We start from the raw sequence: 26,198 nt of genomic DNA on the forward strand, positions 1-26,198 counted from the left end.
GCGGTTTAAATGGGAACGGGGTTTCGACTGGAAACTCTATCGGTGTGCAATGGAGCGTCCCAATTTTCTCCGGTTTTGCGGTCAATAGCAGGGTTTTTAAAAAGCAGCAGATAAACAGATCTGGTTTGTAAATTGGAAATGTGTTGTTGAAACGGAATTTTGTTGTATCTATAGTGGAACAGGGGACGGTATTCAGAGGCAATAATTTTTTGTTATGGCAATACATATTTATCCACGGCACTATAATGGAGTGAGTGGTTTTATCCTTAAATAAAAATATCGAAAATATCGAAATTGTTCAAGAAAGTGATAAAGAAAATTGTGGATAGCAATCTTCTCAGGTCACAGTGACAGATACATTTTTGAGTGCCAAAATTTTTAAGTGATTTGAGAAAACGAGATGAGATAGCTTGAGAAAATAATAGCTTTGGCTATGCAATTTAGTATTACGTTTTGCCACAGTTTTTAATCAACATCCATTGCAAGAAAATTTCGCTCACCAGAAATGTTGGATTAAATAATGCATTTTTTGAGTTTTACTCATGGCTTGAAATTTCGGCTCATCGCCGTTGGCTTGCTATTCATTTTTTTTGGGAGTGTTATCCGCTACAACATCGCTGCGCATATGATTCGTAACAATATGTTGGAAGTGGTTTCTGCTCAACAAAGTTCGTTAGCAACTTATGTGGCGTTGGATATCAACGAAAAAGTTCTTCAGCGTCAGCAATTGTTGGAGAAAACAGCGAATGAATTTCCTTTGCCATTGTTGACTCAGACGGCTAAATTGGAAGCATGGCTGCAACAACGACAAGAATATTCTCCGCTGTTTTCACAAGGGATGGTGGTGGTCCCTAAAGATGGGAAAGGCGTTATCGTTGATTATCCGCATATTAATGGCAGACATCAACTCGACTTCAATGAAAGAGACTGGTTTATCGCAGCGCGCGATGGTGCTGATTTTTACATAGGTAAACCTGGAATCAGCCGAGCAACGCATCAGGGAGTGGTTAATATGAGCGTGCCGATCAAAGACGACGGTGGTCATATTCTCGCTGTTTTGATGGGGAGTACTGAGCTAAGTATGCCGAGCTTTCTTGACTTGTTGGAAAAAATTCATCTCGGAAAAACCGGTGATTTCATTTTGTTTTCTCCGCGAGATCAGCTCTTTATATCCGCTTCAAGACCCGCCTTACGTTTGCAGCGTGCGCCGGAAATTGGCCGTGATTCTTTTCATGACAAGGTTATGCTGGGTTGGCGCGGGTCCGGTGTTAATACTGATTCTGCTGGCGTAGAAATGTTAGTCGTAGCAACCGATATCCCAGCCGCGCAGTGGATACTCTTGGCAGAGATACCAACCGATGAAGCCCTGAGCCCGGTTAGTTTGATCTGGGGTACGTTTGTTCGAAATAGCGTAGTTTCGGCATCGATTCTGATTTTAATTTTGGTCATGTTTCTGGAGTATGCATTCAGACCTTTGCGATCTTCAGCTAAGCTTATGCGCGAAATGGCACAAGGCGATAAAACGTTGAGTCGAATCGTCGTAAAGAGAAAAGATGAAGTTGGCTTGATGCTGGAGAGTTTCAACTTATTAGTTGATAAGCTTATCGCAACTGAAGTGCAAATGAATTATCTTGCCCATCATGACGCTTTGACAGGCCTGCCGAATCGTCGTTCCTTTATGATTAGCATGCGCCAAAGCATGGCTTTAGCAGGACGTCAGGCAAATAAATTAGCTTTGTTTTTTGTTGATTTGGATGGCTTTAAACTAGTGAACGACAGGTACGGTCACGCAGTCGGTGATCAATTGCTCAAACAGGTCGCTGATCGTCTCAGGGATGGCGTCCGGCAATCAGATCTGGTTGGTCGGCTAGGGGGAGATGAATTTGTTGTGCTCGTAACTGAGTGCAATGATAGATCCACTGCTGCATTAATCGCCAGCAAATTGGTCGCTAATTTATCAGAAGTATTTTATATCGGTGATTTGGTGTTAACTGTTGGAGCGAGCATTGGTATCGCCATGTTTCCGGATCACTCTCAAGAATTAGAAACTCTCATGACCTTGGCAGACAAGGCAATGTACAGAGCCAAAAAAGACGGAAGAAATTGTTATAAGTTTGCGCTTGAAATTGCAGAAAGCACACATGTTCCCTAAAACGCTGAGTGAAACAAACTCAGTTAGCCTCATTGTCAGTTGAGTTGAACTTTTTGTAATATTGCGACATAAACGCTATGTGTATGTCTATTAAATGTCGTTCCCTGCTATGTACTTTAAGTTTTTGCCTATCTGGGAAAGAGAGGGATCTCTTTTTGGCTTAATGTTATCGCATGTTTTTTTTTGTTACAGATGTTGACATGGTGAAGGGTATTGCTAAGATGAAGGAGTATTGCATTTGGTAAATATATTCGCATATTTTTTAAGCAGTGAAGTCACCTTTGCTAAAATAGTTCGCTACCCATATTTTTTGTTTTAATTGTTTTTTTATAAAAACGGCTAATTTGCAAATAAAAATATTTTTAATATGAATGACCTGTTGTAAGAGTTTGTTTGTAATTTAAAACTCCTTGAGTTAGGGTGTTGAAATGCGGCACTTTATTAAGCCAATCTAAGAGAAAACAACAAAACCAAAGATAGGTCACTCAAAAAGAGACTAAATTGATTGGAATTTGTTAATAAAGTTTAAACCAGCTTGAAAAGCGTCCAGCGATGTGGACAAAATGCGTCACGCCTGAAGAGGCGTGTACGCGCGTCCGGTATTCTTCTTCCTTTTTATATTCTGTCTTTAGTGGAAAATGTAAATGCAAACTGATTTTTTTAAGCCCCTCAAACGCGGTTCTCTAGTGCAACGTGGCTTTACTCTTATTGAAGTAATGATCGTTGTGGCGATCATAGGAATCTTATCAGCGATTGCTTTGCCGGCCTACAACGACTATGTGCTGCGAGGGCAGATTACTGAGGCGACAACTACTTTGGCGTCTATCAGAGCTAGTATGGAGCAGTTCTACCAAGATAACCGAACCTATGACGATACAGGAACAACCCTTGTCTCGCCTTGCAATACGAAGTCGTTAGCGGCGATTCCTATGAAATATTTTACGCTGACATGCACAGGTGTTACCCAAAATACATACACTATTACCGCGACAGGTAATAGTAAGGGGCAACCGGATAGCAAATTTACCTACAGTATTACTAGCGCAAATGTACAAAGCTCCACCGTTGGCGTGCGATGGGGTAGTGCCACTGGTGCTACCTGCTGGATAACGAAAAAAGGTTCTACATGTTAAGGTTGTCTGCAAATCGTGGATTTAGCCTTATTGAGCTCATTACTACTTTAACGATACTATCGATTTTGATTTACCTTGCGCAAACAGGGTTTTCTGGATGGATCGCTAATAATAAAGCACGTAGTGTTGCGGAAGCCCTACAAAACGGCGTACGTGTTGCTCAAGCTGAGGCTGTTAAGAGAAACCGGCAGGTCGCATTCGTGTTGACTAACACAGAGCCTGCTGCGGGTGTTAAAGCAGCCAGTCCAGCATCTTACTGGTATATACAGGCACTACCAATTGTTTCCACAGAAACTGTTGATACACCATATGTCCAAGGTGGATCTTTCGGTGACGTTGCACGTGGAGTTGCAATCACGGGTACTTCAGTCATTTGCTTTAACTCAATGGGACGATTGGTTGCAAACTCGACAACTAATGCCACTTTTGGCGCAAATTGTACTGCTGCATCGTCTAACTTTACCGTTACAGCGCCAAATGCAGACCGAAAATATCAAGTTCTAGTTTCTATGGGAGGTCAAGTCCGAATGTGTGATCAGAACAAAACCCTCTCGAAAACAACTCCCGATGGTTGCTAAAATGAACTTTAAATTACAACAACCTCGCAATCAGTCTGGTGTTTTATTAATCGAAGTGCTGGTGTCTCTTTTGATATTTTCGGTTGGGATTCTTGGTTTGATTGCTATGCAAGCGAAAGCTACCAACTCTTCGTATTACTCAGAAGACAGAGGGCGGGCGTCGATCTTAGCTAGTGAGATTGTTGCAAGCATGTGGAATCAAAAAACCTTGTCTTTACCGCAAGCCACGATAGATGCGTGGAATGCGAGGGTGAAAAATAGCACTGTTTCAGGATTGCCATCAGCTAATGGAACGGTCGCCCCTGATGCCAATGGCGTGGTAACAGTAACAATTACCTGGCAAGAGCCTTCGTTACCGACGCAAAGCCAGTACATAACTCAAATCGCCATGCCATGAATATTAAATTGGATTATCGTAAGTCGGAATGTGGATTATCTTTGATCGAGCTGATGGTCACCATTGTTGTAGTATTGTTAATGTCACTTGCAATTTCTGGTGTGCTATCTACCAGCGAAGGAAAAAAGCGAACACTGACATCAGTAAATGATATCAATCAGGCCGGCAATTATGCGATGTATCAGCTGGAAAAAACGATACGTGCAGCAGGTTCAGGATTATCTGCGAATTTTTCGCCAACCTATGGTTGTAAATTGTTTTCTTCTTCGAACGGTAACCAGATACTGCCATTTACTGGCGCCAGTATGGCCGCTCCGTTCACCACATTGAACACAAATTTAAAAGGAATTTACACGCTTGCTCCTTTGATCATTGCTAAGGACTTGACCACGCCGAATTTCAGCGGCAATACTTCGGATGTGCTGATAACGATGTCCGGTTCAGCTGGTTTTGGAGAGGTTCCTACGCCATTTTCTAACGTTGCCAAGGCAAATCAGCTCAATTTGATTAATTCTCTTGCTTTCTATAAAAATGATTTGACGTTGATTGTTGAACCAAATCAACCTTGTATGATTCAACAAGTTGCCAGTGGATATGCGAACGGTCCGGGTATTGCTACTGTCGATTTAGGTGGTACCTATTCTGCTAATCCGATAGGCACGGCCAATTTGACCACTTATACGAATGCTGCCTTCGCGATAAATATCGGTAATTCGCCAGCGAACATGCCAAGTTTTCAATTGATTGGCGTTGGTGATAATAATGTTTTGTTTCAATATGACTTGCTTCAAGGCGGTACATTTAACACTGCAATACCGATTGCCGATGGTATTTTTGAAATGCATGCACTGTATTTTGTGGATACTAACGGCGACGGAATACCAGATACATTCATAAAACCAGATGCGGCGAATTATGATTACATTACGCTTCAAAATGGTAGCGCCGCGTCCATAGCTATTTTAAAGAACATTAAGGCAATACGTCTTGGATTGATTACCAGAACTGCTTTAAGTGAAAAAGTAACAGTACCAACGGTAACCCCAGGACCCTTAACTTTATTTTCTGATCTTGGCGCCACGTTAACTTACACCCGAAAGCTTTTGCCGGCAGAGCAAAATTTTCGATATCGTACGATCGAATTGACAATTCCGTTGCGCAACTCTTTATTGTTGAATTAGATTATGGCCTCAGTTCATACTTCTCCCATCCAGCGAAGAACTTTCGGCGTAGGTTTTAGACCGAAACGTCAACGTGGGATAATTTTATTTGTCACATTAGTTGCTCTGGTCATATTGTTGATTTCAGCAGTCGCTATGGTGCGTTCGTTTGATACTTCGTTGCTTCTTTCAGGTAATTTAGCATTTAAACGTGATTTGATTAATCAAGGTGAGCGCGGCGTTGCTGCGGCAATAACGAATTTGAAAGCACAAGCATATGACAGCTTGTACGTTGATCTGCCAGCGATTAATTATTCCGCGACGTTGCTGAGCTCTGATCCGACCGGGGTGCCATCCATGCTCACGAATGACGCTTTATGGAAGACGGCTGGAATGGCATTCGCGGACGTCCAAGATACCACTTCTTCGGTTTCTATTCGTTTTGTGATAGATAGAATGTGCATCCAGAATGGCTTTCCGACTCCGACAAACTGTATTGACGGAGCGGCAAAAAAGGGCGGCACAGCGAATGTAAGTAAAGGTACTCCGACGATGAGTGTTGTGTACAGGATCAGCGTCCGAATTACAGGTCCTAGAAATACGCAAAGTTATATGCAATCGACAGTCACGATGTGATTTGTCGTCGAAGTTAAGATGAAGAATTAAAGGAAATGAAAATGTTGACGCCCGCCACTTGGAAGCAATTTCAAAGTATTTCTGCCAGCATCATAGTTGCTGGAGCTATCATTTTTTCTATGGATGCGCCAGCTCAAACTGCGCTTGCAGATCAGCCCTTGTTGACCGGTGTTGCGGTTCCTGGCAATTTGCTACTTTCTTTGTCGGTGGAATATCCGACGGCGTTAAGCTGGGCCTATCCACCTAGTGGCACTCTAGGCAGCCCTTACACCTCGGCAGGGACGTTTATCGGCTATTTTGATCCGGCAAAATGTTATATTTATGTCGCAACTCCGGTCGATGATACGACTGGCATGGGGTATTTTCAGCCATACAGTATGGCAGTTAATCATTCTTGCTCTAGCAGTGCTAGTTCTCCATTGTGGAGCGGTAACTGGCTGAATTGGGTGTCGATGCAAACCATTGATACTTTCCGTTGGGCATTGACAGGGGGTTACCGTTCTTACGACAGTCCAAGCATCACTATTTTAGAACGGGCATGGGCATCAGGTCAGGGGGGGAGCGGTGAAGCGGTAAATAAAAGTATCATTAATGCAAGTGATATTGCTGCGGCTACTCCTTTTTCAGGTTGGACAAACGTATCTTCACGCTCGTGGGGGGCGGGCAACCAAATTTTGGTTTCCGGCACTACTAACCCAGACTCAGTGACAGCCGTTAATGCAAATGGTGGTAATCAAACTCCATTACGCTTATCTGGAACGACACCATACACCGGACAAAATTCATATAATAAGAGTGCAGTTTCAACGGCGGTCTATGCGTTGGATTTGCGTGTCAAGGTTTGCGATAAGACAGTTTCATTGGAATCGAATTGCGTACAATATGCGTCCGGATTTAAGCCCGAAGGTTTATTGCAGAAGTACTCTCAAAAGATACGCTTTGGTGTGTTCGGTTATTTGAATGATCCAAGTATTAATCGTGACGGTGGTGTGTTGCGCGCGAATATGAAATTTATCGCTCCCACGGTTCCTCCATTGCCTGGTGCGACTGATAAAACTGGTAAATTGTTTGCGGCACAAGTCGCTCAGACCAATACTAATGCAGAGTGGGATAGTAAGACCGGAGTGATGATTAATAATCCGAATCCTGCTGATGCGACTAACTCAGGTGTATCTAATAGTGGTGTTATCAACTATCTCAATAAGTTCGGACAGTCTGCACAATATTACAAAACATATGACCCTGTGAGTGAGCTTTATTATGCCGGGATTCGCTATTATAAAAATTTAGGTAATTGGTCGACATATACTGATAATGCAAACACAGCAATGATTGACGGGTTTCCGGTTATCACTGCCTGGCAGGATCCTATTCTTTATTCATGTCAAAAGAATTTTATCTTGGGTATTGGTGATAACAATACCCATGCGGATGCCAATTTGCCAGGAAGTAAAATAGGTAATGTGAACTATGAAAAGGCATCAAGACCGACTGATACTACAGTCGACGTGAAGGTGGCGACTGACATGGTAGGTACTTTGGAAGGCATTAGCAATTTGGGATCAACTTTAACCGGCAACTACACCAGCTATTTTATGGCGGGACTTGCTTACGACTCCCACACAAAAGATATGCGACCCAATGATTGGTTAAATACGGATGGAACTACGCCTAAATATTACCCGCAAACCATTTCTACATACTGGGTCGACGTTTGGGAGAATCAAGTTTATGCTAATAATAATAAATATTATCTGGCGACCAAATACGGTGGTTTTTCGGTTCCTAAAGATTTTCAACCATACGCATCAACCAATACAACAAATACTTTGACGATAGGTAGTAAAACCACCGCAATGACAAATGCGATGTGGCATACCAATTCGGACAAGTTCGGAACGAATCCGCGCCCAGATAATTTGTTTAGTGGCGCTCAGGCAGATGTGATGGTAGCGGGACTCAATAGTGCGTTTGCTAGTATTATTAGTAATATTACTGGCTCGGGTACCACTTTCTCTACTACCTCAGGTCGAGTTGGCTCGTCCAACAATCTCAGTTACGCCACGCAATATAATTCTGGTAACTGGACTGGTGACGTCCTTGCAAGTACGATAACCTACGATAGTGCTGGCACGCCAACATTTACTCAGATTTGGAGCGCGCAATCCATATTGGCAACGCAAGCAAACAGAAATATTGTTACCTGCTGTACAAGTAAAGGCGCTGCTTTTCCGTTTCAAAAGGCGAGTTTTAATACTAATAATCCAACTAATTACGCAACTTTTGCAAATGTGAGCGGTGTTGATCCTGCATCGCAGTCTGCCGACAAATATTTGGCTTATTTACGCGGTGTACGTACAGGAGAAATTGGGCAGGTCGATTCGTCACAAGTGGCAGGGGTGTATAGGACACGTGCTGCGGTGTTAGGCGATATTGTGAATGCTAAACTGTTACCAGTTGGCCCCCCTGGTGAACAGTATGCTGAAAGTTATAACGCGGGATATAGTGCATTTAAGGCCTTATACGCAAACCGCAAAACAATCGTTTACGCGGGTTCAAACGACGGCATGATGCATGCCTTTGATGGTACTGCGACAACTGCACCAAAAGATACCGGTGGTCAGGAACTATTTGCTTATGTACCAAGTTTCGTCTACGGTACAGCTAGCACTGCGCCTGTCAGTGGTCTGGCATCATTAGGTAACCCTACTTTCACTCATCATTATTTTGTTGATGGGCCACAGCAGGTATTTGATATAGACCTTACCAATACTTATCAAAGTACAGGGACGAAGCCAAACTGGAAGTCAGTGCTGATAGGTGGTCTCGGTAAAGGTGGAAAAGGTTATTATGCGATTGATGTCACCGATCCAAGTACTTGGACTAGCGAGTCTACTGTGGCGGGCAAAGTTTTATGGGAGTTTACGGACTCACGTATGGGATACTCTTATGGCCCACCCGCTGTTGTTAAAACGGCAAAATATGGCTGGGTTATTGTGTTCACGTCCGGGTATAACAACAGTGACGGCAAAGGTTATTTTTTCTTTGTGAATCCGGCTACCGGAGCATTGCTTGAGGCGGTAGCGACCGGAGTAGGTTCAGTCACCCAACCTGCTGGTCTTGCTTACGTATCTGCCTATGTTGGAAGTTTTCTTGATTACACGGCCGATGCCATTTATGCTGGCGATTTGTTGGGTAACATTTGGCGCATTGATGTAACATCAAATTCAAGTGCAAATTACCCCGCGCCGCTTAAGTTTGCTACGCTGACTGACTCGAACACTCTGGCACAACCGGTTACAACGCGACCACTGATCGAAATTGATCCTAATACAAATAAGCGTTATGTTCTTATCGGTACCGGCGCGCTTTTAGGCACTCAGGATCTTTCAAGCACCCAAAAGCAGACGTTTTATGCTATTCCAGATGGTACTGATACAACTTTCTCTACATCAGCGTCGCTACCTACTGGCATCAGTTTCCCTATTACTAGAAGTAATATGGCGCAAAATACGAATCTGATTTCCGGCATAGGGTCTAATCCAAGTAATCCAATGGGATGGTATTTTGATTTGACGACTAATACACTAGGTGTGGCTGCACGCATTGTCGTTACTCCGAGTAGTTCGGCGGGATTGGTTGCTTTCGCAACTGTTACGCCCAATGGTGACCCTTGTAATCCATCGTCGAGCGGGCTAACGTATGCTGTGGCTATGGGAACTGGTAAAACAGCATTGAAGGACGCGACTGGCGCAACAATAACATCCATATCAACTGGGGCTGTATCAGATCTACAGTTCCTGAATATTGGTAACCATTTACGATTGCTTATCGGCGGAACGACTGGCGTCACCCCTGTGCCAACAGATTTTAGTAATTCGACATCAATAAAACGCGTGAACTGGCGCGAGCTACCTACAGCCGATTAACGCAATAATTGATGGTTTGTAAATACCTTTTGGTCCATTGGGGCAATGCTACGGAGTTAGCATTGCCTCAACGGAAAAACTACTTTCGATTCCTTTGTTTTTGTATTTCTTTGGGGCTACACTGGGTTGTGTTGTATTTTTCAGATGTTAGCGTCCCGTCTCGGGCAAGCTTGCAAACCAAAAGTCAAGCGTCGCCTGTGGTTATGTATATTAATTTTGATCGGCCATTAAGTACATCCACCGACAAGATCCATATTCCGACATCCGAGGCAAAACAACCTGCGGAAGTTGCGAAATTAACCGTAGATCAGAGTATTTCTCTCGCAGCACGACAACGTCCTGAAAAAAAAATGCCTGAGGTCAGTGATCAACGACCGTCTACCTATTTGCCGTCGATCGATATGGATATTGCTGCGATACCTGTGTCTGCCCCAGATTTCGACGCTGTGCCGCAAATTCAACAACTGTTGATACCAATACGATTGAGAATTTACGTTGATTCAAAAGGCACTGTAAAAGATATTCGCGTGTTACAGGTTGGTAGCGCGAATTCTGAGGTCCTGGATCAATTGCAAGCGGCATTTTATAAAACTAAATTTATTCCGGGTCGTCGCAAGGGCGTGGATATGCCTTCGTATATGGATTTGGAAATTAATTTCTCCGAGTTAGATTTAGTCGTGCCTCTACCAAAAAACGAATAAAATGAATAAACGCATTTTCTTTCGTAAAAAGGGCGTAAGCATATAGATGCTGTCGCCCTTTTTTTGAGTCAATCAGGTCAGCCTAAGCAAAAAGCTCGCCTACTGTTTGGTTTTTTGTGAGATATCTGGTGTTGAATACATCTGAATAACTTTCTCTACTCCGGCGCTACAGACATCACAAAACTTATCGCTTCGATCAAACATGATGCATTGCATTGCTGGACGGTAGTAGCCATTTGATTCGTAATTCGCACCTTCAAACGCGCCAGTGACGTGTTCAAATTTAGCCTCTGAAAACAACTTTTTACTAAAGGCGAGATCCTCTTTGAATAAGGTACTCATTTCTGATTCTGGGCGATTTTTCGCGCGCAGTTCAGCACGAATCTTTTGATACGTTTTGGCATGCTCATCGTAAGCTTGCTTAGGCCATGTTGTAGGTATTGGCGTATCTGTTGCGACTTTATCTTTCCACTTTAGGTTAGCTGGATCGAGCAATGCTGTCGCATTTGGTTCCCAAGGTTCGATTTTGGTGGCACTTGGTTTATAGGCAACAGGCGAGGTATAGTACTCGTCTGCGAGGCCTGCAAAATGATGTCCGAATTCATGCACAAATAAATAATTAGACCAATCATTCTTGGCTGCCGCGGTGCTGAATTGACCAAAAATACCGCCGCCGCCATAGGTTTCGTTATTGACTAAAATTTCAATGAATTCGTAGGGCGCGTATTGCGCTATATCACGTAAGGCACGATTATCAGTGGTAAGCACATAGCGTTCACTGCCAAAGATGTCATAGCGGGTACCCAAAGCTGATGCATGGTGAATACCGGTTGATGGGCGTGATACGCCAGATTCCTGCGTAGGAACAGCCATGGCCCAGACGTTGAAATCTTTCGCATGCTCTTTGAAAGGCGACACCTCAAACAAATGCTTACTCAATCTGGTCGCATCAGCTTTGAATTTTGACATTTGTGCTGAGGTATAACCATCACCCAAAATCAATAAATCGACCTTATCTACCGATGCACCTGAAACATGAATTGGAATAGGTTTTGCTGGAGCAGGGCCTTGTTTGCGAATCACATCTTGCGCGTCCGTATCTACGTCAACGCTCCAGGAAGGTACAAAGGCGTTGTTTGCGTCGCGTTTAAAAAGACTGACTTTGACCGGATGTTCTGGTTTGGGAAAACGCACAGACTCTTGAAAGCCGCGGCTGATTTTACTGGCTTCATCAGTGCTGCGCCACTCACCAAATACCGTAGAAAAACCACGTGAATATAGTAATTTCCCTGTGGTCAGATCGGTAACTTCAACTTTATTGTTGCCGAGATTGGAATTATCGATGGCCTGGTTCATATTTCCCGGCCACGGCAATGGTTCTACCAAGACTCGTTCCAGCGCATATTGCTCTGCGGCGGCATTGCCACTATGCATATAGTCAACACGTATTGTTGCTGGCTGGGCTGCGTAGGCGAGTTGTGATAAACCCAGTAGTGCAGCGCCAAAAAAGGCGTAAGGTGAGTAGGTCATTAGGGCTCCGGATGATAGATATTGTTTTACCAAAATACAATTGTAAACCCGGAACCTTGCTTGGTGCACTACCAAAACGAATAACTCATCTTAAGAAATGATTTAGAGATGAAAAATGATCTTACGTGTACATTGCTAACTCGCCCGAGTAACAACGCTGGCCCGGGTGAGGCTTGAGTGTGCCTCGGCCACTGCTTGCAGTCGATCACGTAGATAGTCGCTCAATTGTGGTTGCTGACTAAAAGCGACGTTGAAACGAATATGTCTGTCAGGCGTGTCATTGGCCGAGAACGCCGCGCCGCGCATGAGCAAAATTTTGTTGCGATAGGCATCTTGCACCAGTAGGTCGATATCGAGTCCCTCTGGCATCGTTCCCCACAGGAAAATACCTGCTTCGCCCGGCTGTTCGAATAGCACACCCGCCTCGCTCAATTGCCGCGTGCTAGTGTTACGAGCTGCCATGATCTTTCGTTGCAAACGGTCCAGATGTTTACGTAAATTTCCGGCCTTGAGTACTTCTAGCAGAACATATTCATTGAGGGCTGGCATGGTCATGACAGAATGAATTTTGGTTCTCATGAGCACTTTTAATAAATTTGGAGTGGCTGCGAGGTATCCCATGCGTAAGGCCGGGCTGAGTGCTTTGCAAAAGCTAGAATAATAAATCACACCATTTAAACCGGACAATGAAGCCAGACGCGTGGCATGTCCTTGTTGAAAATGGCCGTGAACATCGTCTTCTGCGATCAAAAATCCATACTGCTGTGCCAACATGAGCACCTTGTGTAAATTGGATGCGCTGCTGCTCCACCCGGTGGGATTATGCAAAGCCGTTTGTACAAACAGCAGGCGTGGCCGATGTTCGTGGCAGGCCGCCTCCAATTCATCCAGATCAAGACCATCGACCTTACGTTTGATGGGGATGACACGTACGCCATCCTGACGCAATCGCCCAAACATCAGGAAATAACCAGGGTCTTCCACCAACACGGTGTCGCCAGCCTGTAAGAAGCTACGGCAAATCAGGTCGATCGCATGGGTGCCGCCGAAAGTGGTGAGTATGTGGCTTGCATCAGCAGAAATGCCAATGCCGCGCAATAGCTGGGCGATATGTTCGCGCAGTTCTGGCAACCCTTGGGGTGGGCAACGCGAGGCCATTCCGGCCGCGCTATGAGTTAAGGCTCTTTGCACTGCGGTGCCCGGTACCGCATCTTGTAGCCAGGTTGGTGGCAGGGTACCGCTGCTGGCTAGGAGAATTCCCGCGCGTTGATCATTGGCTTGTTGCGCTAGCCATACCGGTTCTTGTTGTTCGCCTGCTTCCAGCGCAATTTCATCGGGACTAACTCTGTTTGCATCGCTGGTTGAACAGACAAAAAAACCAGCAGTGCCGTGAGAGTTAATCACACCGCCAGCCACCAGCCTGTCATAAGCGACCACGACGGTATTGGTGCTGACCGCCAGATGCGTGGCAAGTTGTCGTATCGACATCAGCTTGGCACCGCCAGGCAGCGCCCGACTCTCGACCAAACGGCGCAAATTTTCCTCGATCTGGTTCGATAGGGGGATGCTTGATAGACGGTCGATAGAGAACATGACGGAAGTCTAACGCAAAAATAGAATGGCGAGCATAAGTAGTATCGCTCCCATGGTTAAATTGAAAGCACGCTGTTTACGTGGATCTTTGAGCAGGTTACGAATTGATACGCCAAACAAAGCCCACATAATGTTGCAGGGCGTACCAATAAACGTTCCAATGATCGCCAGCATTAACGCCCCATTGATAGCATTGGCTCCGGCAGGCATAAATACCGATGCCAAAGTAACGGCTTTGACCCAACTCTTGGGATTAAGTGCCTGAAAAATAGCGGCTTGCGTGAAGGATACCTGTTGCGGTGCGTGTGCCTCGCTTATTGATGCGCCGCTGAGCTTATAGGCTAGATACATCAAATACAAGGAACCCGCGATACGGAGTACTTGTTGTGTGATGGGATAGGCAACGAAAACACTACCGAGTCCGAGACAGGTGACGACCGTTTGTACGAACACGCCGAATTGGATGCCAAAAATCGCGGGTTGCGCACCACGATATCCAAAATTGGCACCAGAGGTAGCGAGCATGACATTGTTCGGTCCCGGAGTACCTGACATCACAAGGCAATAGCTCATTAAAGGGAGTAATTCTGTCATTGAATACGATCGGTAAATTGGAGGTGTAACGAGTCTAAAACCGCGGTAAAAAAGCGGCAAGATACAAGGTATAGAATACAAACATACTCTGTATCAATCCAGTTACCCCTACAGTTACCTGACTTTTCTAGTTCTTCAAATTTTTTAACTGGAATGATGTGAATGGCATTTGAAATTCAGCGGTCACTTAAGCCTGATTTTTGATGCCACCGCTTGGACGGATTTTTCCGGTGACAGATGTCCCAATTGGCTGCCCTGTTTTTCTTATGAATCCATTTTGCTATACCCGTTGATCTTCAATTCGAGAGTATATCGACGATTTTTGTAAAAACATTTTTGCGCCAAAAGTTGGCATTGCAGTCGATTTCATTGATCTCAGACTTTGTCTTGTGTTTGTTTGTCGGGTGTAGCACTTATCTCAAGAATATTTAACAAATTAAATTTAATATTTCTTATAAATCTTACTCTTATCTCTCGTGAGATATGAATCACCCTTCTGATCCTGATGTGGTAAGATTTTTCTGTTCTTTTAGAATATATCGTTTAATATTTTTATTACGCGATACCTATTACCACGAACGAGGATAGCCATGACGCAAATCTCTCGCCGACAGTTTCTCAAGATAACCGGCTCTACGGTTGCAGGCTCCAGCCTGGCTCTGCTCGGATTCATGCCGACAGCAGCGCTTGCAGAAGTGCGGCAATACAAGCTCTCCCGCACCACCGAAACGCGCAATACATGTCCGTATTGCTCAGTTGGTTGCGGCATTCTGATGTACGGGCTCGGCGATGGCGCAAAAAACGCGACCGCCAGCATTATTCATATCGAGGGTGATGCCGATCATCCTGTCAATCGCGGCACCTTGTGTCCTAAGGGTGCTAGTCTGATCGATTTCATTCATAGTCCAAATCGCTTGCTGGTACCGGAATACCGTGCCCCGGGCACGAATGCATGGCAAAAGATGTCATGGGACGATGCCTTGGATCGTATCGCCAAACTGATGAAGCAGGATCGCGATGCCAACTTTATTGAAAAAACGGCCGATGGAAAAACCGTCAATCGCTGGTTGACGACTGGCATGTTGGCCGCATCAGCATCCAGCAATGAAACTGGTTATCTGACGCATAAAACCATGCGCAGTTTGGGGATGCTGGCATTCGATAATCAGGCGCGTGTATGACATGGTCCGACGGTGGCAGGTCTTGCCCCGACGTTTGGCCGTGGAGCGATGACGAATCATTGGGTAGACATCAAAAATGCTGATGTAATCCTTGTCATGGGTGGCAATGCCGCCGAAGCGCATCCTTGTGGCTTTAAATGGGTCACAGAAGCAAAAGCGCATAATAAAGCGAAGCTGGTGGTGGTCGATCCGCGTTTTACGCGTACCGCATCGGTTGCCGATTATTATGTGGCAACGCGCACAGGAACGGATATCGTTTTTCTGGGTGCGATTATTAACTACCTGCTTACTAACGACAAGATTCAGCACGAGTATGTCAAGAACTACACTGACATGCCGTTCATCGTGCGCGAAGACTTTGCGTTAAATGACGGCCTGTATTCTGGCTACGATGAAAAAGCGGGTAAGTACACTGATAAATCGTCCTGGAGCTACGAAATTGGCCCGGATGGTTACGCATTGGTGGATCCGACGCTGAACCATCCGCGTTGCGTGTACCAGTTGATGAAAAAGCACTATTCCCGCTATACGCCCGAATTGGTGACTCGCGTCTGTGGCGTACCAGCAGAAAAATTCACCCACGTTGCTGAAACGCTGGCATCGACCGCTGTACCTGGTCGTGCGGCGACAATCCTGTATGCGCTTGGCTGGACGCATCATAGTACCGGTGCGCAAACGATCCGTACTGGTGCGATGGTGCAACTGTTGCTCGGAAATATTGGTATTGCCGGCGGCGGTATGAATGCCTTGCGTGGGCATTCGAATATTCAGGGTTTGACCGATCTGGGGCTGATGTCTAATTTGCTGCCGGGCTATATGACTTTACCGTCCGAGAGTGAACAGGATTTTGAAGCGTATATCGGCGTTCGTGCGAAAAAGCCGTTACGTCCAAATCAGCTCAGTTACTGGAAAAACTATCGCGCATTCCACGTTAGTCTCATGAAGACCTGGTGGGGCGACGCTGCCAAAGCGGAGAACAACTGGGGCTATGATTATTTGCCTAAGTTGGATAAGCCTTACGACATGATGCAAGCCATAGAATTGATGCATCAAGGTAAGATGAACGGCTACATCACGCAAGGCTTTAATATTTTGGCGTCTGCGCCGAATAAGAAAAAAGTCTCCGAAGGTTTATCTAAACTGAAGTTCTTAGTGGTGATGGATCCATTGGCGGTCGAAACTGCAGAGTTCTGGAAACCTTACGGTGAATTTAATGATGTTGATCCATCAAAAATCCAGACCGAGGTTTTCCGCTTGCCGACGACTTGTTTTGCTGAAGAAAACGGCTCTCTGGTGAGTTCTTCGCGCGTATTGCAATGGCATTGGCAAGGTGCAGAACCACCGGGCGAGGCACGCAGCGATATCGATATCATGTCTGGTCTCTTTTTGCGTTTGCGTTCGATGTATAAAAAAGACGGTGGTAAATTCCCTGATCCGATTGTCAACCTGTCCTGGCCTTACGCAAAACCGTATGCACCACGTCCGGAAGAATTGGCGAAAGAGTTTAACGGTCGTGCTTTGGCGGACGTGACCGATCCTAAAGACCCAACCAAGGTCTTGGTAAAAAAAGGTGAGCAATTGCCTTCGTTTGCCATGCTGCGTGATGATGGTACGACAACCAGTGGTTGCTGGATTTTTGCTGGTTCGTGGACGCAAGCTGGTAATAACATGGCGCGTCGAGATAACAGTGATCCAACTGGCATCGGTCAGACTCTCAACTGGGCGTGGGCGTGGCCAGCCAACCGTCGTGTGTTGTACAACCGTGCATCTTGTGACGTGAGCGGTAAGCCATTCGATCCAACGCGCAAATTAATTGCATGGAATGGCACGACCTGGTCTGGTGCTGACGTACCGGATTTTAAAGCCGATGAGCCGCCAGAAAACGGTATGGGACCATTCATTATGGCACCCGAAGGCGTGGCGTGTTTCTTTGCCTCCAAAGCAATGAATGAAGGGCCCTTCCCCGAGCATTACGAACCGTTTGAAAACCCGCTGGGCTACAACCCCTTGCATCCTAAAAATGCACGCGCTACCAGCAATCCAGCTGCACGGATTTTTGCGGGTGATCGTGAGCAGTTAGGTACCCATGACGAATATCCGCATGTGGCGACCAGCTACCGTTTGACCGAGCACTTCCACTATTGGACCAAACACGCACGTTTGAATTCGATCATTCAACCGGAACAGTTTGTTGAAATAGGCGAAGAATTAGCCAAACAAGTCGGTGTCAAAGCAGGCGAAAAAATCAAAGTGAGCTCCAAGCGCGGCCACATTATTGCCAAAGCGGTTGTCACGAAGCGTATCAAGCCATTGATGATTGAAGGTAAAGCGGTGCAGACCGTTGGACTACCTATCCATTGGGGATTTACAGGTGTAGCCAAACCAGGCTATTTGGTCAACACACTGACACCAGAAGTAGGTGACGCGAATTCCCAGACGCCGGAATTCAAATCATTCCTGGTGAAAGTTGAAAAAGCCTAGGAGGATATATGCCACTTCAATCTCTCGATATCAAACGCATGTCAGCCACGACCGTACAGCCCCCGTCTGTACGGGAGCCAATCACCGGTACTGTGGCTAAGCTGATTGATACCACAAAATGTATAGGCTGCAAGGCATGTCAGACCGCCTGTATGGAGTGGAATGACTTACGTGACGAAGTGGGTGAAACCCACGGCACGTATGACAATCCACGCGACATGTCCGAGCACTCCTGGACAGTGATGCGCTTCTCTGAATATGAAAATCCGAACGGCAACCTCGAATGGCTGATCCGCAAAGATGGCTGTATGCATTGTGAAGATCCAGGTTGTCTGAAGGCTTGCCCGGCTCCTGGAGCTATTGTTCAATACACGAATGGTATTGTCGATTTTCAGGAAGAAAACTGTATCGGTTGTGGTTACTGCGTCAGCGGCTGTCCGTTCGACGTGCCTCGCATCTCTAAGCAAGATAACCGTGCTTACAAATGTACGTTGTGTTCAGACCGTGTGGCTGTTGGTCAGGAGCCAGCATGTGTCAAATCATGCCCTACCGGCGCGATTGTATTCGGTACCAAAGAAGACATGAAGCACCACGCGGAAGAACGGATTACCGATCTGAAATCACGCGGCTTTGATCAGGCTGGTTTGTATGATCCGGCAGGTGTTGGTGGAACACACGTCATGTATGTTTTGCATCATGCTGATAATCCATCGCTGTACCATGGCCTACCAAACAAACCGCGCATCTCGCCGATGATCAGTGTCTGGAAGGGTTTATCCAAACCACTAGCGGTTGCCAGTATGGCGGCGGCTGCTCTGGTTGGCTTCTTCCATTACACGCGCATCGGTCCAAACGAGGTAAGTGAGAAGGACGAGCAGGAAGCCAAAGAAGCAAAAGAAGCGGCAGAGGAGGTGCATCATGAGTGAGCATAAAGATAACTCACAGATTGAACGATATACCGCCGATGATCGTAGCTTCCATTGGGCGACCGCTATCAGTTTTATTTTGTTGGCGATTTCTGGTTTAGCGTTGTTTCATCCATCTTTGTTCTGGCTTAGTAATGTGCTGGGCGGTGGGCAATGGACGCGCATTTTGCATCCATTTATCGGCTTATTGATGTTTGGTTTGTTTGCGGTGTTGGTGTATCGCTTCTGGCATCACAATGTGCTTGAGCCAGTCGATAAGCAATGGATGAAGCAAATCGATGACGTCCTCAATAATCGCGAAGAGAAATTACCACACATAGGTCGATATAACGCTGGGCAGAAAATCTTGTTCTTCGTTTTGATCGGCTGCATGGCAGGCTTATTGCTCTCAGGACTGGTGATCTGGCGAGCGTATTTTTCGTGGGTATTTCCGATTGAACTGATCCGCTTTTCTGCATTGCTGCATGCGTTTTGCGCCTTTGTTCTTATCGTCAGCATTATTGTGCATATCTATGCGGCGATTTGGGTCAAGGGATCGATTGGTGCAATGGTGCGTGGCACCGTGAGTTTAGGCTGGGCGCGCAAACATCATCGACTGTGGTTTGACGAAGTAATGAAGGCATCGAAAGATAAGAAGTAATTATTATTAATTAATCAATTAATTGATTAATTAATTGATTAATTTTGTTCTGCTTTGCATCTGTCAGACGGTAGGGTAAAAGAAATCAGGATGATATGCATCAAACCAGAAGCCGACGCATAGCAACAGCGTCGGCTTTATTTTTTAAACTAGTCTAAAATAGGTCTGATCCCTGTAGCGGCTTCCCATCGAATTTTGCTCTGTTATTGGAAAAATCTTGGTACAAAGAATCATAGAACGTGGCGAGATCGAATCGCTAGATCACACAGCGCTACCGCGTTTGTTGTTACCTGAGAGCGCTGCGACCGTTTTTACAACGCGCGCAGCCCGTTTGCGTGATTTGGCAGAGGGTAAAGTCGCTGGCATTGCTTTTAACCCAGCCATGAGTGGCTACCTCGAATTCATTCGCGAAGTGGCATTAGCGCAAGCGGAGATCGCCACATCATTAAGCGAAATTGATCTTGCTATGCCCGATCAACAATCGCTCAATCTGGCGCTGGATCACATGATGCCGCCGTTGGCTGCACAGTTAAAACGACCAGAAATCTGGCGCACTATTCTTAATCAGCTCATTGATCAATTAGCTGATAAAAGTAAGCCCGAACGGGCAGAACTTAATGTCGTTCTCACTGGCTTGCGTGAATTGAATGACACCGATCTGGAAGATCAGGCGAATGCCGTCTTAGCGCAACGCCATGAAGATGTGAACCCAGCGCAAGCGCCATTTATTGCGGCTGCTTTGCAAGTACTTTGGACAGCACGCGCTTCTCGACTCAAGCAACAACAAGTCCCGATGCTGGAAACGTTTACCTTGTGTCCCGTGTGCGGTTCACATCCGGTGGCCAGCCTGATTCGCATCGGTGGACAATCACAGGGTTATCGATATCTCCAATGCGGTATGTGCGCTAGTCAATGGCATATGGTCAGGGTCAAATGCGCAAGCTGCGAACAAAATGGGAAAATTTCATACCAAGGCTTAGACCGCATTGATGCACCTGAGCCTGCAGCGGCACCAGTCAACAAGGCCAACGACCCACGCAAATATGTACGTGCCGAAACGTGCGGAGATTGCCATTGCTACACCAAGATTTTTAATCAGGAACATGATTACAACGCGGAACCGTTTGCCGATGATCTGGCTAGCCTGACTTTGGATATTTTGGTGAGCGAAGCAGGCTATACCCGTGGCAATATCAATCCACTGCTGTGGTTTGGAGAAACAGAATGACCTCCGCACTTCCGGATACGCCTGCAAACACGTTTCATCGCAGAGCTGTGCGTTTTCCTTCGGTGGATAAGGTTTTGCAAGAAGCTGGCCCATTGATAGAACGCCATGGTCGTAGCCGGATTTTGCGTGCGGTGCAATCCTTGTTGAGTGAATTGCGCACTGCCGCTTTGACTCACAATGAAGCAAAAGACGAAGATACTCTCAGTATCAATGACATACTGAAGCAAGTAGAAGCACGTCTGGCGCGGCAAGATAGCTCTAAATTGAAGAAGATGTTCAATCTGACTGGCACTGTATTGCATACAAATCTGGGTCGCGCTTTATTGCCCGATGTGGCGGTACAAGCGGTAGTCAATGCCATGACCTCAGCCAGCAATCTGGAATTTGATTTAGAAACTGGTAAGCGCGGTGATCGTGATGACCTGGTGGAAGAACTCCTGTGCGAATTGACTGGTGCCGAGGCCGCCACCATCGTCAACAATAATGCGGCAGCGGTTTTGCTGTTGTTAAACACGATGGCGATGGGCAAAGAGGTCATCGTATCGCGCGGTGAATTGGTCGAAATCGGTGGTGCGTTTCGTATCCCTGACATTATGCAACGTGCTGGCGCTACATTGCGTGAAACTGGCTCGACCAATCGCACCCATCTAGCCGATTACCGTAACGCGATTCAAGCAGATACTGCGCTGTTGATGAAAGTTCATTGCAGCAATTATGTGATTACCGGTTTTACCAAAAGTGTCGAGTTAGATGAAATCACCGCGTTAGGACGCGAACGCAATATTCCGACGGCGGTCGATCTCGGCAGCGGAACGCTGATTGATCTGGAGCAGTTTGGGATGGTGCGTGAACCAACGGTGCGTGAAGCGATAGAAGCGGGGGCGGATTTGGTCACGTTTAGCGGTGACAAACTTCTGGGCGGCCCGCAGGCTGGGATCATCGTTGGTCGTGCTGATTTGATTGCCCAGATCAAACGCAATCCATTAAAGCGCGCTTTGCGCGTCGGCAAAATTACGCTCGCTGCACTGGAACCCGTACTTGCGCTGTACCGTTCACCGGAGTTGCTGACACAACGTCTGACAACCATGCGGTTGTTGACACGACCAAGAACAGAAATGCAACAGCAAGCGGAAACGCTCATCCCTTTAGTCCAACAGGCACTTGGTGACGCGTATCAGGTGCAAGGTGCGGAAATGTCGAGTCAGGTTGGTAGTGGTGCCTTACCCGTTGATCAACTACCTAGCTTTGGCATCAAAATCAACGCCAATCCAGCCCATAAGCTGAGCAACCCATTAGGGCGGCTGGAAAAAGCATTCAGGCAATTACCACGCCCTGTCGTTGGCAGAATAGCGAATGAAGCCTTCTGTCTTGATTTGCGTTGCCTGGATGGCGATCAGCAAGAATTCATTGACCAACTGGCGTTTTTAAAACCATGATCGTTGGTACCGCCGGACATATTGATCATGGTAAGACCACGCTGAGCCGCGCCTTGACGGGCGTTGATACCGATCGCCTGAAGGAAGAAAAAGCGCGTGGTATTTCGATAGAGTTAGGCTATGCCTACACGCCATTGCCAAACGGCGATGTGCTTGGTCTCGTCGATGTACCCGGGCATGAAAAACTGATTCACACCATGGCGGCAGGGGCGAGCGGCATTGATTACGCGTTGTTAGTGATTGCTGCTGACGATGGCGTGATGCCGCAAACGCGCGAGCATTTGACGATACTGGAGTTGCTTGGCATCCAGCGCGGCGTCGTTGCTTTGACCAAGATTGATCGCGTTGATGCGGACCGCATTTCTGCCGTCAAAAAAGAAATTCAACATTTACTGGCAACAACGACCTTTGCTGATGCGACCATTTTTTGTACCCAGGCGCATAGTGAAAATGATCCCGGCGTGGCAGAACTCAAAGCGCATCTGATGACGGTGGCACAAGCCTCAACGCAAAAAGAACATCAGCGTTTATTCCGCTTGGCAATTGATCGCGTTTTTAATCTGAGCGGTAAAGGTTTGTTTATTGCTGGTACAGCCTCGGCGGGCGCGGTGGCAATTGGTGACACGATTACCTTAGCGCCATCTGGAAAAACTGTAAGGGTGCGAAGTATTCATGCGCAAAACCGGCCGGTTGATACTGCTTATGCGGGACAACGCCTGGCGATGAATATTGTTGGCGTTGAAAAAGAGGGCATTGAGCGCGGTCATTGGGCGACTGCTACCGCGATGGCAGAGTGTTCAGAACGCATCGACGTTGATTTGCAATTACTCGACAATGCTGGGTTAAGTTTAAAACCTTGGTCGCAAGTCCATGTGCATCTGGGTGCTTCGCATCGTATTGCACGTGTCTTAATGCTTGATGGTGACAGCATCGAACCAGGGTGCCAGGCACGGGCACAATTAGTGTTCGAGGTGCCGGTACATTCTGTGCCAGGTGACCGCTTTGTTATACGCAATGCACAGGCGCAACGCACAATAGGTGGCGGCCGTGTTTTGGATCCGTTTGGACCGGCTCGCAAACGCCGCAGTCTGGAACGAAAACAATGGTTGGATGCACTGAGTAATTATCTCGATACCAATGATCACAATGCCTTGGTTGACGGCAGCGCGATGGGCATACGGCGCTCTTTGCTGACCCGATTGACGCAGTTGCCCGTTGAACAATTGCAATATCACGATGACGTTATTCAAATTGCCTTGCGTGGTGACGATGCGATCATTTTGTCGCACGCCGTATTGATAGCTTTGCGAGAGAAAATAGTCGTTGCTTTGCGTGCGTTTCATACAAATTTTCCGGATGAAACCGGACCGCAAAATCCACGTTTAAAACGTATCGTTGCGCCAGAAATAGATGAGATGGTATGGCGTACGGTGATTGATAAACTCGTTCAGACAGAAGTATTGATTGCACAAGGACCATGGCTGCGACTGCCAGAACACAGCATTGAATTGGAACCCGAACAGCAGCGCTTGGCAGACGTGTTGCTCAATGCCTTGCTCGCATCCCAATTTGATCCACCGTGGGTGCGTGATCTGGCGAAAGCGCATCAGTTGAACGAAGAAACTGTTCGCAGCTTATTGCGTAAGCTGGCCTTGCGCGGTCAGGTGTACCAGATCGTGCGTGATTTGTACTGTCATCCACAACGCATCGCCGAGTTGGCAAAGCTAGCAGAAACCGTTGCCAGCGCGTTGGAATTAAATAGTCCTTATCGTCAGATCAGTGCCGCCGCTTTTCGGGATGCCAGTGGGATGGGGCGAAAGCGAGCGATTCAGTTTCTGGAATTCTTCGACCGCGTAGGCTATACTCGCCGCCTGCGTGATGTGCATGTATTGCGAACCGATAGTCTTTGGCAGGCCGCGAACATGCAGTGATATGATAGATGCAGTAACCATGGAAGGCACACGTATCCGGTGGTGCGGGCGGGCTTCAAACCCGTCAGGGGATGTCAATCATTCTCTCGTAAGTTCGACTCTTACTGTCTTCCGCCAATTCTCAACAATAAATATCCGGGCAGTGATTTACCTAAACTAGCCTGGCTGGTTGCTGCTTTGTTGAGATATGCAAAATACCTCGCCTCTTTGCAAGAAGAGTGCATCACGCAATCTTTGCTCCATTGAAATATAAAGGAAGTTTCAAATGAAGGTTTTTGGCATTACTGGTCATTCCGGAATGGGTAAAACGACCTTGTTGGAACGCCTGATCCCCGAATTGCAACAGCGCGGATTACGGGTTTCACTGATCAAACACAGTCATAAAAATATCGATATTGATCACCCGGGAAAAGATTCATATCGCTTGCGCGAAGCAGGCTGCCAGGAAGTTTTGTTGATGGGAAACCGTCGCTGGGCCTTGATGCATGAGCTGACCGAACAAGCTGAGCCATCTTTAGCGTATCTGCTAACCCGCTTGCACGACTGCGACCTGGTGCTGATCGAGGGTTTTAAATCAGAGCAATTTCCAAAGTTGGAAGTGTGGCGTCCATCGATTGGCCGGTCACAATTAGGTGCAGACTGGCCGGGGATTAAAGCGATAGCTTCAGATGCAGAAGTCACGAATGCCATTTTCCCTGTACTTGATCTGAGCGATATATCAACAATCGCAGATTTTGTAGTACAGCATGCAAGTGAATTTGCAGAGTAAAAAAGTTTTAACAATAAAGAAGCAACGTCGCAACAATGCTGTAGCTAAGAAATTAAAGTCGCGGCGTTGAAAAATTCGTATATTCAACAAAACCATTCTGACGACAAAAACTCACGAGCTTTAAACCCGCTTTGTTGGCAATATCAATTGCCAGACAAGTCGGCGCTGAAATCGTAGCGAGCATAGGAATCCCTAAACGCGCTGTCTTACGCACCAGTTCATAGCTGGCGCGACTGGACATGAATACAAATCCAGCACGTAAATCCTGCTGTTTCATGACAAGATGGCCGATCAACTTGTCTAATCCATTGTGCCGACCCACGTCTTCAAAAACCTTGAGCACAGTACCATCAAAATCACACCAGGCGGCAGCATGCACACCACCAGTTTCTGACATCAGAAATTGATTCTGGCTCAATTCGTTCACAGCACGCGCAATCACTGGCGACAATAATTCTGGCAACGCCGTTATCTGCATAGGCTCAGGTTCCAGATCCAGTAACGCCAGACTCTCAATGCCACAGACACCGCATCCAGTTCTGCCAGAAAGTGAACGACGTCGCTCTTTGAGTTTGATAAATGCGCTTTGTGCAATCGTCAGCTCTACTTCTGCTGAAGCAGGAAACGGATGTACGGCAATATCGTAAATTTCTGATTTGGACTGGACGATACCCTCAGTCAGCGCAAAACCTATTGCCAACTCTTCCAGGTCTAGCGGTGTCGCCATCATGACTGCGTGAGAGATGCCATTAAACACCAGTGCCACCGGTGTTTCTTCCGCTACCTTATCGGTGGTCATTTGACGCTCAGTTCCCCGTTGTCTCAGAATGGGGCGCTGTTGATAACCAACAGGGAGGTCAAATTTTTCGGAATCCATGTGCATCTCACTTTGCTTAAATCAGTTGGAACGGATCATAGGTTTTCTTTAATAGTGCGCTGATATCGCCGCTATAGCATGGATTATAAACGCCATCCTCCAAGCTTGGATCTGGAGCGATCATTTCTAGCTTCCAGCTGGTATGTTTTTTGAATTTATGTTCGGCAATCATTTCTTGAAGCGGCAACCAGACAAAGCCAGGCGTTCGCGTGTTGGCAAAATAGTAGGTAGCGCTGTTGTGGTCCGCAATGGTTTGCCATACGGTATGTGAGCCAAGGCTACCATCAGCCTTCATATTACCAGCAGGGACGGCGCAAATTGAAGCG

At 46.5% G+C, this 26,198-nt stretch carries 20 protein-coding genes and 1 tRNA gene; 16 read left to right on the forward strand and 5 right to left on the reverse strand.

Annotated features, from left to right (window positions below):
* The first annotated feature begins 520 nt into the window (after window positions 1-520).
* The 8 genes from ACO0KY_RS13075 (at window position 521) to ACO0KY_RS13110 (ending at window position 10,686) form a co-directional block, all read left to right on the forward strand.
* Window positions 521-2,152 (forward strand): diguanylate cyclase domain-containing protein, encoded by a 1,632-nt coding sequence (locus ACO0KY_RS13075; protein WP_423046693.1) that lies wholly within the window; start codon window positions 521-523, stop codon window positions 2,150-2,152.
* 644 nt (window positions 2,153-2,796) lie between these two features.
* On the forward strand, window positions 2,797-3,285 hold the full coding sequence (locus ACO0KY_RS13080) for a type IV pilin protein (protein WP_423046695.1): 489 nt from the start codon (window positions 2,797-2,799) through the stop codon (window positions 3,283-3,285).
* A complete protein-coding gene (locus tag ACO0KY_RS13085; RefSeq protein WP_423046697.1) occupies window positions 3,279-3,863 on the forward strand; it encodes a GspH/FimT family pseudopilin in 585 nt (194 codons plus the stop codon). Before ACO0KY_RS13080 ends, ACO0KY_RS13085 begins: the two co-directional genes overlap by 7 nt.
* 1 nt (window position 3,864) lies before the next feature.
* Window positions 3,865-4,260 carry a type IV pilus modification protein PilV gene (gene pilV / locus ACO0KY_RS13090; protein WP_423046699.1) on the forward strand — a complete coding sequence of 132 codons (396 nt, stop codon included), beginning with the start codon at window positions 3,865-3,867 and terminating at the stop codon, window positions 4,258-4,260.
* Window positions 4,257-5,441 carry a PilW family protein gene (locus ACO0KY_RS13095; protein WP_423046701.1) on the forward strand — a complete coding sequence of 395 codons (1,185 nt, stop codon included), beginning with the start codon at window positions 4,257-4,259 and terminating at the stop codon, window positions 5,439-5,441. The genes pilV and ACO0KY_RS13095 overlap by 4 nt, the downstream gene beginning before the upstream one ends.
* A gap of 3 nt (window positions 5,442-5,444) precedes the next feature.
* Entirely contained in the window at window positions 5,445-6,056 is a 612-nt protein-coding gene (locus ACO0KY_RS13100) for a pilus assembly PilX family protein (RefSeq protein WP_423046703.1), read from the forward strand.
* 41 nt (window positions 6,057-6,097) lie between these two features.
* Window positions 6,098-9,985, forward strand: coding sequence for a pilus assembly protein (locus ACO0KY_RS13105; RefSeq protein WP_423046704.1), 3,888 nt, complete (start codon window positions 6,098-6,100; stop codon window positions 9,983-9,985).
* A 170-nt stretch (window positions 9,986-10,155) separates the two neighbouring features.
* On the forward strand, window positions 10,156-10,686 hold the full coding sequence (locus tag ACO0KY_RS13110; RefSeq protein WP_423046706.1) for a hypothetical protein: 531 nt from the start codon (window positions 10,156-10,158) through the stop codon (window positions 10,684-10,686).
* Window positions 10,687-10,785: 99 nt separating this feature from the next.
* On the opposite strand, the gene ACO0KY_RS13115 is transcribed toward ACO0KY_RS13110, so the two are convergent.
* From ACO0KY_RS13115 to ACO0KY_RS13125, 3 genes are all read right to left on the reverse strand, one after another.
* The gene (locus tag ACO0KY_RS13115; RefSeq protein WP_423046708.1) at window positions 10,786-12,216 is read right to left on the reverse strand and encodes a M64 family metallopeptidase; all 1,431 of its coding nucleotides are present in this window, start codon (window positions 12,214-12,216) and stop codon (window positions 10,786-10,788) included.
* A gap of 135 nt (window positions 12,217-12,351) precedes the next feature.
* The gene (locus ACO0KY_RS13120) at window positions 12,352-13,809 is read right to left on the reverse strand and encodes a PLP-dependent aminotransferase family protein (RefSeq protein WP_423046710.1); all 1,458 of its coding nucleotides are present in this window, start codon (window positions 13,807-13,809) and stop codon (window positions 12,352-12,354) included.
* 9 nt (window positions 13,810-13,818) lie between these two features.
* Window positions 13,819-14,403 carry a LysE family translocator gene (locus tag ACO0KY_RS13125; RefSeq protein WP_423046712.1) on the reverse strand — a complete coding sequence of 195 codons (585 nt, stop codon included), beginning with the start codon at window positions 14,401-14,403 and terminating at the stop codon, window positions 13,819-13,821.
* A 590-nt stretch (window positions 14,404-14,993) separates the two neighbouring features.
* Between ACO0KY_RS13125 and fdnG the strand changes: the two genes are divergently transcribed.
* The 8 genes from fdnG to mobB all read left to right on the forward strand — a co-directional run bounded on the left by fdnG (window position 14,994) and on the right by mobB (window position 24,995).
* Window positions 14,994-18,065: a formate dehydrogenase-N subunit alpha gene (gene fdnG, locus ACO0KY_RS13130; RefSeq protein WP_423046714.1), complete on the forward strand. Its 3,072-nt coding sequence runs from the start codon at window positions 14,994-14,996 to the stop codon at window positions 18,063-18,065.
* A gap of 8 nt (window positions 18,066-18,073) precedes the next feature.
* Window positions 18,074-18,991, forward strand: a complete 918-nt coding sequence (fdxH, locus tag ACO0KY_RS13135) for a formate dehydrogenase subunit beta (RefSeq protein WP_186914225.1) — start codon at window positions 18,074-18,076, stop codon at window positions 18,989-18,991.
* Window positions 18,984-19,631, forward strand: coding sequence for a formate dehydrogenase subunit gamma (locus ACO0KY_RS13140; protein ID WP_186914224.1), 648 nt, complete (start codon window positions 18,984-18,986; stop codon window positions 19,629-19,631). Before fdxH ends, ACO0KY_RS13140 begins: the two co-directional genes overlap by 8 nt.
* 217 nt (window positions 19,632-19,848) lie before the next feature.
* Window positions 19,849-20,859 (forward strand): formate dehydrogenase accessory protein FdhE, encoded by a 1,011-nt coding sequence (gene fdhE / locus ACO0KY_RS13145; RefSeq protein WP_423046717.1) that lies wholly within the window; start codon window positions 19,849-19,851, stop codon window positions 20,857-20,859.
* Window positions 20,856-22,295 (forward strand): L-seryl-tRNA(Sec) selenium transferase, encoded by a 1,440-nt coding sequence (gene selA, locus ACO0KY_RS13150; RefSeq protein ID WP_423046719.1) that lies wholly within the window; start codon window positions 20,856-20,858, stop codon window positions 22,293-22,295. Before fdhE ends, selA begins: the two co-directional genes overlap by 4 nt.
* Complete coding sequence (gene selB, locus ACO0KY_RS13155) at window positions 22,292-24,226, forward strand: selenocysteine-specific translation elongation factor (protein ID WP_423046721.1); 1,935 nt, start codon at window positions 22,292-22,294, stop codon at window positions 24,224-24,226. The genes selA and selB overlap by 4 nt, the downstream gene beginning before the upstream one ends.
* Before the next feature lie 21 nt (window positions 24,227-24,247).
* A tRNA-Sec gene (locus tag ACO0KY_RS13160) sits at window positions 24,248-24,343 on the forward strand.
* A 148-nt stretch (window positions 24,344-24,491) separates the two neighbouring features.
* Window positions 24,492-24,995, forward strand: coding sequence for a molybdopterin-guanine dinucleotide biosynthesis protein B (gene mobB / locus ACO0KY_RS13165; RefSeq protein ID WP_186914220.1), 504 nt, complete (start codon window positions 24,492-24,494; stop codon window positions 24,993-24,995).
* Between the two features lie 52 nt (window positions 24,996-25,047).
* Here mobB and fdhD read toward each other — a convergent pair whose 3' ends face one another.
* Together fdhD and ACO0KY_RS13175 are read right to left on the reverse strand one after the other, a co-directional pair.
* On the reverse strand, window positions 25,048-25,872 hold the full coding sequence (gene fdhD / locus ACO0KY_RS13170) for a formate dehydrogenase accessory sulfurtransferase FdhD (RefSeq protein WP_423046723.1): 825 nt from the start codon (window positions 25,870-25,872) through the stop codon (window positions 25,048-25,050).
* Window positions 25,873-25,888: 16 nt separating this feature from the next.
* Window positions 25,889-26,167: a hypothetical protein gene (locus ACO0KY_RS13175; protein ID WP_423046725.1), complete on the reverse strand. Its 279-nt coding sequence runs from the start codon at window positions 26,165-26,167 to the stop codon at window positions 25,889-25,891.
* Window positions 26,168-26,198: the final 31 nt, after the last annotated feature.

The sequence above is a fragment of the Undibacterium sp. Dicai25W genome (assembly GCF_049340505.1).
GTDB classification, from domain to species: Bacteria; Pseudomonadota; Gammaproteobacteria; order Burkholderiales; family Burkholderiaceae_D; genus Undibacterium; species Undibacterium jejuense.

What these genes read in the sequence shown, in the direction of transcription:
- fdxH (WP_186914225.1), top strand. Translation starts at nt 18,074, where the DNA reads ATGCCACTTCAATCTCTCGATATCAAACGCATGTCAGCCACGACCGTA.
- selA (WP_423046719.1), top strand. Translation starts at nt 20,856, where the DNA reads ATGACCTCCGCACTTCCGGATACGCCTGCAAACACGTTTCATCGCAGA.
- fdhD (WP_423046723.1), bottom strand. Translation starts at nt 25,872, where the DNA reads ATGGATTCCGAAAAATTTGACCTCCCTGTTGGTTATCAACAGCGCCCC.
- ACO0KY_RS13075 (WP_423046693.1), top strand. Translation starts at nt 521, where the DNA reads ATGCATTTTTTGAGTTTTACTCATGGCTTGAAATTTCGGCTCATCGCC.
- ACO0KY_RS13140 (WP_186914224.1), top strand. Translation starts at nt 18,984, where the DNA reads ATGAGTGAGCATAAAGATAACTCACAGATTGAACGATATACCGCCGAT.
- ACO0KY_RS13100 (WP_423046703.1), top strand. Translation starts at nt 5,445, where the DNA reads ATGGCCTCAGTTCATACTTCTCCCATCCAGCGAAGAACTTTCGGCGTA.
- selB (WP_423046721.1), top strand. Translation starts at nt 22,292, where the DNA reads ATGATCGTTGGTACCGCCGGACATATTGATCATGGTAAGACCACGCTG.
- ACO0KY_RS13105 (WP_423046704.1), top strand. Translation starts at nt 6,098, where the DNA reads ATGTTGACGCCCGCCACTTGGAAGCAATTTCAAAGTATTTCTGCCAGC.
- ACO0KY_RS13095 (WP_423046701.1), top strand. Translation starts at nt 4,257, where the DNA reads ATGAATATTAAATTGGATTATCGTAAGTCGGAATGTGGATTATCTTTG.
- ACO0KY_RS13115 (WP_423046708.1), bottom strand. Translation starts at nt 12,216, where the DNA reads ATGACCTACTCACCTTACGCCTTTTTTGGCGCTGCACTACTGGGTTTA.
- pilV (WP_423046699.1), top strand. Translation starts at nt 3,865, where the DNA reads ATGAACTTTAAATTACAACAACCTCGCAATCAGTCTGGTGTTTTATTA.
- ACO0KY_RS13120 (WP_423046710.1), bottom strand. Translation starts at nt 13,809, where the DNA reads ATGTTCTCTATCGACCGTCTATCAAGCATCCCCCTATCGAACCAGATC.
- ACO0KY_RS13085 (WP_423046697.1), top strand. Translation starts at nt 3,279, where the DNA reads ATGTTAAGGTTGTCTGCAAATCGTGGATTTAGCCTTATTGAGCTCATT.
- ACO0KY_RS13080 (WP_423046695.1), top strand. Translation starts at nt 2,797, where the DNA reads ATGCAAACTGATTTTTTTAAGCCCCTCAAACGCGGTTCTCTAGTGCAA.
- mobB (WP_186914220.1), top strand. Translation starts at nt 24,492, where the DNA reads ATGAAGGTTTTTGGCATTACTGGTCATTCCGGAATGGGTAAAACGACC.
- ACO0KY_RS13125 (WP_423046712.1), bottom strand. Translation starts at nt 14,403, where the DNA reads ATGACAGAATTACTCCCTTTAATGAGCTATTGCCTTGTGATGTCAGGT.
- ACO0KY_RS13175 (WP_423046725.1), bottom strand. Translation starts at nt 26,167, where the DNA reads ATGAAGGCTGATGGTAGCCTTGGCTCACATACCGTATGGCAAACCATT.